The organism is Bacillus spongiae (assembly GCF_037120725.1).
GTDB classification, from domain to species: domain Bacteria; phylum Bacillota; class Bacilli; order Bacillales; family Bacillaceae_K; genus Bacillus_CI; species Bacillus_CI spongiae.
In genome coordinates, this window is record NZ_JBBAXC010000011.1 from 52,252 (window position 1) to 62,656 (window position 10,405).

Genomic DNA, 10,405 nt, shown 5'->3' on the forward strand with positions numbered 1-10,405 from the left:
GAATATCCGATTCAATTGTTCCAGGCGCATTTGTTTTCGGAGTTTGTGAATTCGATGAAGCGGGAACAACCGAAGAAGGTGCTGACGAGTAGTTGCGGGATAAAGGTGCGAATTCGGAGAAGGGCGCGTTAAGTCCACACGCCTAGTGTTCGTTTAGGTACACAGTCCAGGAGGGTCACTATTTCCGCATTTGTTGCCGTCAAAGGTGTTATTCATATCAGCAGGTGGATCAGCTTCGATATCAAAATCGACGTTATTTCTCGCTTTGTTGAAACGGATAATATTGTCGGTTGAGCCTGCTAAGACAAGGATACCTGCATTATTAATATCTGTACCGTTGTTACGTACGATGTTGGAGTCGATTGTATTTGTATTACTTGGTATAAAGATACCTGAGTCTCCATTATTACAAACCATATTATCAATCATCATATTATTTTCAGTACCAACGAATAAGCCATTTTCCCCATTACCTATAATTTTGTTGTTGAGGATAATTTGACTACTGAGCACTAAAGCCCCTGAAAATTCGTTATTTATTGAATGGTTATTAATAATTTTGTTAATTATACTAGAAATTTGAAAACCATCCCCATTTTGAGTACTTTCACAACGAATTACACAGTTAGAATCACCATTTATGTCGAACCCAGTTTCACTGAACTTTGAATGACAATTCAGGATTAAATTATTGTTCCCTGCGATATTGATACTTAAATTAAAGTTTGATTCGATCTCCTTTAAGACGTTGTTATTTGAGTTTGCGAGAATACCATCTTGATCAAACCCTTGCACGGTAAACCCTTGCAATGTTGTTCGATCAGCATCCACAACCACACCGTTGTTACTTCCCTGGGCTGGAGCACCAGCAATAATCGTCCTACCAATCCCACAGCCGAAGATTTTCAAGTTTTCCACGTCTACCTCAAACCCATCAAACGTCCCAGCTAAGATTTTAATGCTATCCCCCGGGCTTGAATCATTAATCGCAGCTTGCACGTTTGGATGCATAACCGAAGGTACAATTCGTAATACCATATCGTAAACCTCCCTTCATAATTAAAGTTACTAGATTATATGAAAGGAGTGCTAAAACGGCTTGTACTATGCGGGTAAATGTATGTTTAACTATTGATGTTGGCTCGTCTTTTATATGCTAATAAGGCTGCGATCATCGGGTCGGAATGTTTTGCGGTGACAACAGTACGCCCGAAATAATGGAATGCTTCGTATCTATTTTTAGCGTTATCTCAAATAATTTCGATAGTTATATTCGTTAATAATAATAGCCCCTCCACTATGATGAGGAGGGTAAGACTTATTTAAATTTTTTCTTCCCTCGTTTCCTCTCGTTCCCCTTATCAAAAAGAGATGTCACAAGGCTGGACTTTTTGTGGAGTGTATTTATGTAAATGCTAGGAGTTTTTTTCTTAAAAAGTTTTCGCTACTTACCGACAGACATATCGGAGAATTGCCGACGAAGGACTTTTATTTACAGGTCTATATTTGGTGAATAGGAGACGTCTTTTTTTGTTTGATGTATGTTGAATGCGTTTGACGCTCGAGCTCAAAATGCAATAAAAAAATCTTGGAGCGAGCCCAAGATTAAAAGATATTATTAAATAAATTGCTGAAGAAGATGTACGCCAGAGGCTATCTGAACTTGTTGCTCAATGATGATAAATACAACAGCTATAAGGATTCCGACTGCTATTGCTACAGCACCTATTGCTAAAAATGGTCCAAGAAAGCATAGACAGTTATCTTTTTTGTCGCATTTGCCTCTTTGAAATAAAAAGATAACGGCAAAAGTCGCGGAAAATAAGAAGATAGTTACGAGGAAGAAAAATAAGAGAAACAGTAAAATATCTAATCCTAACACAATGCTCACCTCCATAGAAAACGTGTCTTTTTATTCTATGCAATATAATTAAAGGGTGCTTGGGTTAAAGACAACGTATTAATTGCGGTCGAAATCGGGAATTTGTTGAATGCGTTTGAAGTTAGAGTTGATATTTATAATATAAAAAATCTCGGAATGATTCCGAGATTCAAAAAGTACGATTATATAAATTTTTGGAGAAGGAGAGTACTTGAGACTGTATCAGGTTGAGGGCCACCAATCTCTAACCCAACAAGAATAATTCCTATAGCAATCGCTACAGCAGCTATTGCTATAAATGGACCGAGAAAACATAGGCAGTTATCTTTTTTGTCGCATTTACCTCTTTGGAATAAAAAGATAACGGCAAAAGTAGCAGAAAAAAAGAAAATAGTTACAAGGAATAAAAGTAAGAGAACGAGGAGAATATCAAATCCAATCACAATGTTCACCTCCGTGGGAAAGTTTGTCTTTTTATAGTATGCAATACGGTTGAAGGGTGTTTGGGTTAATGAACTGTATATGTAGTTGTATTTACGAAAATGAATTTTATAGATTAATGAAGGAGGACGAATAAATGGCGTTAAACAATCGCAAAATCATGGACGCAAGTGCCCCGAATCGGTCAACGGGCAGCTTAAACGGTGTATTGAATTGGGAAACCGTTCGCTTTTCGTGGGCTTTTCTTAAAAGGCGAAAGAAAAAATTGTCGAGGCGTTCATGCCGTTAGTCCATATAATTCAAGCGTTGAGTTATCCAATATCGTAGGTGATACTGACGGTTGGTACGCTCATGTGTATGATAAATATATTTAGTTTAAACAAAACGCCTCAATCGAGTATATACTCGTACAACTTATGCCGTTAATGATGCAGTTGTTTGTCGGAATTGGGAATACTGTGAGTTAGAAACAAATGAGTACGCGTCGAGTTGACACACCCAGTGTTTGTTTAGGTACACAGTCCAGGCGGGTCACTATTTCCACATTGGTTGCCGTCGAAAGTATTTTTGGTGGTTCTGCACCTAGTTCAGCTTCGATATCAAAATCGACGTTATTTGTCGCTTTGTTAAAGCGGATAGTGTTGTCGATTGCGATATCTTGAACGAGGATACCAGCATCTGTCATATCTGTACCGTTGATGCTTACGATATTGGAATCGATGACGTTTACAACAGCAAAACCTTCAATTTCAATTCCACTTCTACTGTTATTACAAATTAAATTCTTAACAATATTATTATTACTGGTAAAAGCCATAACTAGAATACCTCTGTTTTTACTTTGAATAGAAATGTTTCCGAATATTGTATTAGGTGAACTATTAATAAAGAACCCATCATTGTTATTATTATTACTTTCACATTTTATTACACAGTTATTTTGTCCAGAAGAGATAACAATTCCTTCACTCTGATTCATCAAGGTAGAACACTCGATAATTACGTTGTTGTTTCCATTTATCAACATACCACTAGTGTTAACACCTGTATTTAGTTGTCTGAAAACCCTTGTAATGTTGTTCAATCAGCATCCACAACTACACCGTTGTTACTACCCTGCGCAGGAGCTCCAGCAATAATCGTCCGACCTATTCCACAACCGAAGATTTTCAAGTTTTCCACGTCTACCTCAAATCCATCGAATGTCCCAGCGAGTATCTTTATACTATCGCCTGAGCTTGAATCATCAATCGCAGCCTGCATGGTTGGATGTATAACCGAAGGTACAACTCGTAATACCATTTCGTAAACCTCTCTTCATAATCAGCATTAATAGATTATATGAAAAGAGTGCTATAACGGCTTGTACTATAAGGATAATTGTACATTTAACTATTGATGTTGACTCGTTTATTATACGCTAATAAGGCGATAATTATCGGATTGGAGTGTTTAGCGGTAACGACAGATTGTGCGAAATAATGGAATGCTTCGTATCTATTTATATCTTTATCTTGAATAATTTGGATTCTGTTGGTACTGTTATCACGCTCTATCGCCCTAATAAACTATTTCTATTCATCATCAGAAAATAATAATAAGCTTGATACACATTTTCGCCACATCTCAATCCCCCCTTACATGCCTACTTTAAGCTATCATATGGCAGTAGCTAATGCCCACATTATTTACGAAAGCAGGCATGCAATAAGAAAATCTTGGAGCGAGCCCAAGATTAAAAGATATTATTAAATAAATTGCTGAAGAAGATGTACGCCAGAGGCTATCTGAACTTGTTGCTCAATTATGATAAATACAATAGCTATAAGGATTCCGACGGCTATTGCTAAAAATGGTCCAAGAAAACATAGATAGTTATCTTTTTTGTCGCATTTGGCTCTTTGAAATAAAAAGATAACGGCAAAAGTCGCGGAAAATAAGAGAAACAGTAAAGTATCTAATCCCGCACGATATTGTGGAATTCGAATGGTGCACGAGTTGATATTTCTAATACAAAAAAAACTCGGAATTAACCCGAGATTCAATAAATGATATTAAATAAATTTCTGGAGAATGAGAGTGCTAGAAACTTCATTAGGTAGAGGATTGCCAACTTCTAACCCAGCAATTATGAGTCCTAAAGCAATTGCTACAGCAGCTATTGCTATAAATGGACCGATAAAACATAGGCAGTTATCTTTTTTGTCGCATTTACCTCTTTGGAATAAAAAGATAACGGCAAAAGTAGCAGAGAAAAAGAAAATAGTTACAAGGAATAAAAGTAAGAGAACGAGGAGAATATCAAATCCTAGCTCCATAATAATCACCTCCGTAAAAAAATTGTCTTTTTATATTATGAAATATGGTTGAAGGGTGCTTGGGTTTACGAAAAAGAATCTTATAGGTTAACGAAGGAGGACGAATAAATGTATTTAAAAAAACGTAAATTCATCGAAGCAAATGCCTCGAATTGTTCAACGTGCATTATTAGCGGACAGTCATCAAATGTATTAAATAGGGATAACGTTCGCTTTCCATGGGCATATCCGAAGTACAAATGAATACTCGCTAACTTTTAAAAGTCATTGGACTACTTTTGTTGCTAGATACTACAGCAATAAGAAGACGGCGACTATTCGATTATCTTTAGACGACGTGAAGACCTCAACGAATGGCATTGATATAACCTCGTATGGGTGACGACGACAGAGTATCGACGAAAGCAATGAGCGAAAATGCGAAGGTAAGTCGGTGGAAAATATTCGCGGTTAACGACTTCTAATAAAGGAGCAATGCGAAAATTTTTTTCAACTGAAAGTACAAACGGTGGGAAGTATATCGGACCTTCTTAACGGGCGGCGAGTTTGACTAATACGCTAATCATTACGCACATATATGTGAAAGGGCAGGAGAAAGAGAAAATCCTCGAGGCGTTCTTGCTGTTAGGTGCGCTCATGTTCATGATAATTAAAATAAAAAAAGGCATTTCGCTTAAACAAAACGCCTCAATCGAGTATATACTCGTACAACTTATGCCGTTAATGATGCAGTTGTTTGTCGGAATTGGGAATACTGTGAGTTAGAAACAAATGAGTACGCGTCGAGTTGACACACCCAGTGTTTGTTTAGGTACACAGTCCAGGCGGGTCACTATTTCCACATTGGTTGCCGTCAAATGTATTATTCAGATCGGCAGGTGGATCAGCTTCAATATCAAAATCGAAATTATTTCTTGCTTTATTGAATCGGATGGTGTTGTCGGTTGTTCCGTCTTCTACTAGGATGCCTGCATCTGTAACGTCAGTACCGTTGTTTCGGACGATGTTGGAGTCGACTATATTAAACATTGCACTAACAATAATAAAATTAGGTAGAACAATGCCACTGTTGAAATTATTACAAAATAAGTTATTAAGAACCATCTCACTCAGAAAAATAATAATACCAATACTATTATTATTGACCTTATTATCCATTACGGTATTTCGTGCACTGTCGGTTGATGAAGAAATCCCAATGTTATTTTCCTTGGATTGACTTTTAATGATTCTGTTGTGCAAACTATCCAATCGGTAACCTACTAGGCTATTATTTTGGCTAATACAATGGATAGCACAATTATGAACAGAAGTGTTTATTTGGTCGGTAAAGTCTATTCCAGCATTTCCATTAAAGTTTGAAGTAGACTTGATGATAAGATTATTTCTTCCAGTAATACAAATCCCGACATTAGTGTTTAAACTAGATTTAATATTCTTTAACACATTATTATTAGAAATTACTAAAACGCCATCATTCCCGTACCCTTGCACCGTAAATCCCTGCAAAGTTGTTCGATCGGCATTTACAACGATTCCATCGTCACTTCCCTGTGCTGGTGCACCTGCAATAATTGTCCGGCCAATCCCACAACCAAAAATTTTCAAATTATCCACGTCTACCTCAAACCCATCGAACGTCCCAGCGAGTATCTTTATACTATCGCCAGAGCTAGAATCATCAATCGCAGACTGCATGGTTGGATACATATCCGAAGGTACAATTCGTAATGTCATACCATAAACCTCCCTTCATAATCAACGTTACTAGATTATATGAAAGGTGTGCTTCAACGGCCTGTACTATAAGGGTAATTGTACGTTTAATTATTGATGCTCAATCTCTTTTTATATACTAATTACGTAGCAATTACCGGGTCGGGGTGTTTAGCGGTGTCGATTGTGTCTAAGTAACGCTATATTTAATCAATAAGCTTACAAAAAATTCAAGCTCCATAAGAAACTCGGCTTATTAATCCACCTTCACTTTGTCTCATTGCAAAGGCCAGGTGGATTGCTCAAATTGCATTTATTATTATTGAAAATATTGTTGACACCAAAATCAGCAATGTCGAAGATCCCACTACCAATTATAGTATTGGCAATAATTTTATTGTCACTAGTATCAAAATTAAGAACAAGACCGATTTCACCAATATCATTTAGCTTGTTTTTTATAACGAGATTGCTATCGGATTCATCGATAAACATGCCGACTTGAGTATGAGTGTTTAAGGTGTTTTGATGAATGATGTTATCGTTTGATTCTAATAATATAATGCTTACGTTGGCGCGTTCAGTCCTGTTATTTTTTATAATGTTGTCTGAGGAATTAATGAAAATAATATCGGATTCTTCGTTATTCATTGCATTGTGAATGATAATGTTATCTTTTCCTGAATTCAATTCTATTCCGGTTGAAAAAGATTGGATGTTAAAATTTTTCAATACCATACTAGATGTATTCATGACGATTCCTTTTCCACCAATCATGGATCCACTTAGTATCACTTTTTCTTTTCCAATACCGACTAGTCTAATGTTTTTGTTATTCACTTCAATATTTTCTTCATAAGGGCCACCTTCAGCCTTAACTAAAATCGTGTCACCATGGTTGGCTACATGAACAGCACCTTGAATCGTCATAACGTCATCAGGCACTACAATTGTTTTTTTACTATGAATGATACTAATTAGTACAGTTAAGCCAAGTAAAAAAAGGAGTGTTGACATAATAAGGATAGCTTGAAAACCTTTAGGATTTGAATCCTGCACCATAACACCTCACTCCTAGAGTAATGAACGTTCATACACTTTATGAAACATTGCAAAGTTTTATGATTGATTCGAGGAGACACGGTACTTAAGCGGGACTACAGTTTCATACTTCACCGAAACGATAGTCAGTTAATTATCCAACTAACATATGTAAGGAGAGAAGTGTTTCAATTAACAATGTAAAAATATAAAAAATATGATTAATTAGTAAAAAAATTTCCGTTTTATTCAAAATAATAAAAGGGATGAATTACCATGAAATTTATAACAATTTATCAAACGGATTCCATCTAAACAACCCTTGATTTATAAGTATTTTCTGAGTATTTTTGATGACAAAACTTGCCGGAAAATATTATGCTAAAAAACTATGTTTTTTTATTAAATAGTGATATATTTTATTTGGGACAAAAAGACGTAAAAAATAGTGGTTTCATAGATAATTTTACCAATACGGTATGTAGAAATAAAAAACAGAAATAAAAAACTTATATCTGTTATATTTTTGCATGCTGATATCATTTCGATTTTTTGAAACCCCTTACACCAAAAGGTTGCGTCAAGTCCTGATTTAAACTGTTGTGAAATAAGGATTTACTTATTTCATGAAACTACAATCAGAGGAGGAAAAACATTGACAAAGCATATGAAAAAGCTTTTAACGGTTGTAACGGTTATGACGTTACTCGTAAGCTATATTGTGCCATTAAATGCAGTAACTCAAGCCTCAACAATTATTTCTGTTCAAGAGGCCATTGAGAACAATGCAGGTACAGCGACTGTTAAAGGATATATTGTTGGGTATACAAATAGTGGCCCAAGTTATGACCAAGAGGCACCTTTTGGAGGTGACACAAACATTGCCATCGCAGATAGTGCGGATGAAACGGACCCTAGTAAAATTTTACCAGTGCAACTACCGTCTTCTCCAAGCGAACTTCGTGCAAAGTTTGGCTTAAAAGCAAACCCTGACAATATTGGTAAAGCTGTTGTAATTACGGGAAATCTTCAAGCTTATTTTGGAACTCCTGGATTAAAGAGCCCAACCTCTGTAATTTTTGATGGGGAAGAGCCTTCAGAACCACCGGTTGAAGAGCCATTTGAAGGTGTAGAAGGATTAAAAATTCATGACATTCAAGGTGAAGGCCATAATTCACCGTATGTTGATCAAAATGTAGCAGAAGTACCAGGAATTGTTACTCATGTAGTTGACAGTAATAATTTCTATATGCAAGAACAGACTCCAGATGACAATCCTAACACTTCAGAAGGAATTCTTGTTTACAAGCCTAGTCATGGAGTAGTTAGTGGAGATGTTGTAACGGTTAATGGATTAGTAAAAGAATGGATTCTAGATGGATACTCTGATCGTTTTGATACAGACTTAGCAATGACAGAAATTAATGCTAAAACGGTTACGAAAGTTTCTAGTGGAAATCCATTACCTGCTGCCATTGTCATTGGAGAGGACGTTATTCCTCCAACTGAAATCATTGATAATGATGCATTTGGTGTATTTGATCCCGAAGAAGATGGAATTGACTTCTATGAAAGTTTAGAAGGAATGCTAGTTTCTTTAGAAAGTCCTTCAGTTACAGGGCCACAAAAATATGGTGAAATTCCTGTAATTCTTGAGCAAGTTGAAGGGAAGGCTTATACAAAAGAAGGCGCTCCTTTACTGACAGCAGATAATCAAAACCCTGAAAAAATGCTCCTTTTACTAGATGATCGTGATTTTGTTGTAAAGGCAGGAGATACGTTCGACGGTACTGTTACAGGAGTTGTTAGTTACACATATACAAACTATAAAATTTTAGTGGATTCTTCTTCACTACCTTCAATTCAGGAACGTCCATTTACGGATGACGTGACAACGATTGAAAAGGACGATGAAAAGCTAACGGTTGTTAGCTATAATATTGAGAACTTTGATGCAGATGATACAGACAAACGCGATAAAATTGCGAATTCCATTGTTTCTAACTTAAACTCTCCAGATATCATTGGAGTAGTGGAGATGCAAGATGATAGCGGTCAAACAGATGACGGCGTTGTAACAGCGGAAGGTAACTATAAAGCCTTAAGTGACGCAATCGCTAGCTTCGGTGGGCCAACTTACGCTTGGACTGAAATTGCTCCTGAAGATAAAGTAGATGGGGGAGCACCGGGTGGAAACATTCGTGTAGGTTTCCTTTACAATACGGAAAGAGTAGAGTTATCTGAAGGTACACCAGGTGATGCTACAACAGCTGTTGGATATGAAAATGGATCGTTAACATTCAACCCAGGTAGAGTGGATCCAACTAACTCAGCTTTTGATTCTAGCCGTAAGCCATTAGCTGCACAGTTTACGTTTAATGGTGAAGATGTAATCGTAGTTGCGAACCACTTTAATTCTAAAAGAGGAGATCAAGGTCTTTTCGGTAAAAACCAACCTCCTACTTTAGGAAGTGTTCCAAAACGTCAAGAAATCGCTCAAATCATCAATGATTTTACAGCAGATATTCTTGCAAAAAATGAAAATGCTAATGTAGTAATTTTAGGAGATTTAAATGACTTTGAATTTTCTGATTCACTACAAACATTAAAAGGAAACGTATTAACAAATTTAGTTGAAATGCTTCCTCAAGAAGAAAGATACACTTACACGTATCAAGGAAATGCTCAAGTTCTTGATCATATCCTAGTGTCTAATAATCTTGCTGCAAATGCAGAAATTGATATTATTAATATTAACTCTCCGTATATGGAGGAGCACGGTCGTGCAAGTGACCATGATCCATTACTTGCTCAATTAGATTTATCACAAACAGTGCAACCAGAAGGACCGTTTAATCTTTCAATCATGCACACAAATGATACACATGCAAATGTTGAAATGTATCCTCAATTGATCACTGCAGTTGAAGAACAACGTGCAGCAAATGAAAACTCATTATTACTAGATGCAGGCGATGTATTCTCTGGAACATTATATTTCCTTGAA

11 protein-coding genes and 1 pseudogene are annotated in these 10,405 nt (G+C 36.4%); 4 read left to right on the forward strand and 8 right to left on the reverse strand.

All coding sequences use genetic code 11. The features are described from left to right. Positions 1-153: 153 nt before the first annotated feature. The 3 genes from WAK64_RS13860 to WAK64_RS13870 form a co-directional block, all read right to left on the reverse strand. Positions 154-1,038 carry a right-handed parallel beta-helix repeat-containing protein gene (locus tag WAK64_RS13860; RefSeq protein WP_336587582.1) on the reverse strand — a complete coding sequence of 295 codons (885 nt, stop codon included), beginning with the start codon at positions 1,036-1,038 and terminating at the stop codon, positions 154-156. A 580-nt stretch (positions 1,039-1,618) separates the two neighbouring features. Next, a complete protein-coding gene (locus tag WAK64_RS13865) occupies positions 1,619-1,882 on the reverse strand; it encodes a hypothetical protein (protein ID WP_336587583.1) in 264 nt (87 codons plus the stop codon). A 182-nt stretch (positions 1,883-2,064) separates the two neighbouring features. Then, entirely contained in the window at positions 2,065-2,325 is a 261-nt protein-coding gene (locus tag WAK64_RS13870; RefSeq protein ID WP_336587584.1) for a hypothetical protein, read from the reverse strand. Between the two features lie 134 nt (positions 2,326-2,459). Here WAK64_RS13870 and WAK64_RS13875 point away from each other — a divergent pair, with 134 nt between their 5' ends. Continuing rightward, complete coding sequence (locus tag WAK64_RS13875) at positions 2,460-2,612, forward strand: hypothetical protein (RefSeq protein ID WP_336587585.1); 153 nt, start codon at positions 2,460-2,462, stop codon at positions 2,610-2,612. A gap of 174 nt (positions 2,613-2,786) precedes the next feature. Here WAK64_RS13875 and WAK64_RS13880 read toward each other — a convergent pair whose 3' ends face one another. From WAK64_RS13880 to WAK64_RS13890, 3 genes are all read right to left on the reverse strand, one after another. Continuing rightward, positions 2,787-3,407 carry a right-handed parallel beta-helix repeat-containing protein gene (locus tag WAK64_RS13880; RefSeq protein WP_473700448.1) on the reverse strand — a complete coding sequence of 207 codons (621 nt, stop codon included), beginning with the start codon at positions 3,405-3,407 and terminating at the stop codon, positions 2,787-2,789. Then, positions 3,404-3,625 (reverse strand): hypothetical protein, encoded by a 222-nt coding sequence (locus tag WAK64_RS13885; protein ID WP_336587586.1) that lies wholly within the window; start codon positions 3,623-3,625, stop codon positions 3,404-3,406. Before WAK64_RS13885 ends, WAK64_RS13880 begins: the two co-directional genes overlap by 4 nt. 752 nt (positions 3,626-4,377) lie before the next feature. After that, on the reverse strand, positions 4,378-4,641 hold the full coding sequence (locus WAK64_RS13890) for a hypothetical protein (RefSeq protein ID WP_336587587.1): 264 nt from the start codon (positions 4,639-4,641) through the stop codon (positions 4,378-4,380). A gap of 108 nt (positions 4,642-4,749) precedes the next feature. On the opposite strand from WAK64_RS13890, the pseudogene WAK64_RS22445 reads away from it, so the two are divergent. Together WAK64_RS22445 and WAK64_RS13895 are read left to right on the forward strand one after the other, a co-directional pair. Continuing rightward, positions 4,750-4,881, forward strand: a pseudogene (locus WAK64_RS22445) (ribonucleotide-diphosphate reductase subunit beta); the annotation flags it as partial. A 306-nt stretch (positions 4,882-5,187) separates the two neighbouring features. After that, the gene (locus WAK64_RS13895; RefSeq protein ID WP_336587588.1) at positions 5,188-5,406 is read left to right on the forward strand and encodes a hypothetical protein; all 219 of its coding nucleotides are present in this window, start codon (positions 5,188-5,190) and stop codon (positions 5,404-5,406) included. Positions 5,407-5,448: 42 nt separating this feature from the next. On the opposite strand, the gene WAK64_RS13900 is transcribed toward WAK64_RS13895, so the two are convergent. Both WAK64_RS13900 and WAK64_RS13905 read right to left on the reverse strand, forming a co-directional pair. Then, a complete protein-coding gene (locus WAK64_RS13900) occupies positions 5,449-6,378 on the reverse strand; it encodes a right-handed parallel beta-helix repeat-containing protein (protein ID WP_336587589.1) in 930 nt (309 codons plus the stop codon). A 246-nt stretch (positions 6,379-6,624) separates the two neighbouring features. After that, entirely contained in the window at positions 6,625-7,419 is a 795-nt protein-coding gene (locus WAK64_RS13905) for a NosD domain-containing protein (RefSeq protein WP_336587590.1), read from the reverse strand. Positions 7,420-8,053: 634 nt separating this feature from the next. Between WAK64_RS13905 and WAK64_RS13910 the strand changes: the two genes are divergently transcribed. Next, positions 8,054-10,405, forward strand: a 2,352-nt coding sequence (locus WAK64_RS13910; protein WP_336587591.1) for a DUF6359 domain-containing protein, incomplete at its 3' end; no start/stop codon positions are given.

Coding starts and splice junctions, on each gene's coding strand:
- WAK64_RS13860 (WP_336587582.1), bottom strand. CDS start 1,038: ATGGTATTACGAATTGTACCTTCGGTTATGCATCCAAACGTGCAAGCT.
- WAK64_RS13875 (WP_336587585.1), top strand. CDS start 2,460: ATGGCGTTAAACAATCGCAAAATCATGGACGCAAGTGCCCCGAATCGG.
- WAK64_RS13885 (WP_336587586.1), bottom strand. CDS start 3,625: ATGGTATTACGAGTTGTACCTTCGGTTATACATCCAACCATGCAGGCT.
- WAK64_RS13890 (WP_336587587.1), bottom strand. CDS start 4,641: ATGGAGCTAGGATTTGATATTCTCCTCGTTCTCTTACTTTTATTCCTT.
- WAK64_RS13900 (WP_336587589.1), bottom strand. CDS start 6,378: ATGACATTACGAATTGTACCTTCGGATATGTATCCAACCATGCAGTCT.
- WAK64_RS13905 (WP_336587590.1), bottom strand. CDS start 7,419: ATGGTGCAGGATTCAAATCCTAAAGGTTTTCAAGCTATCCTTATTATG.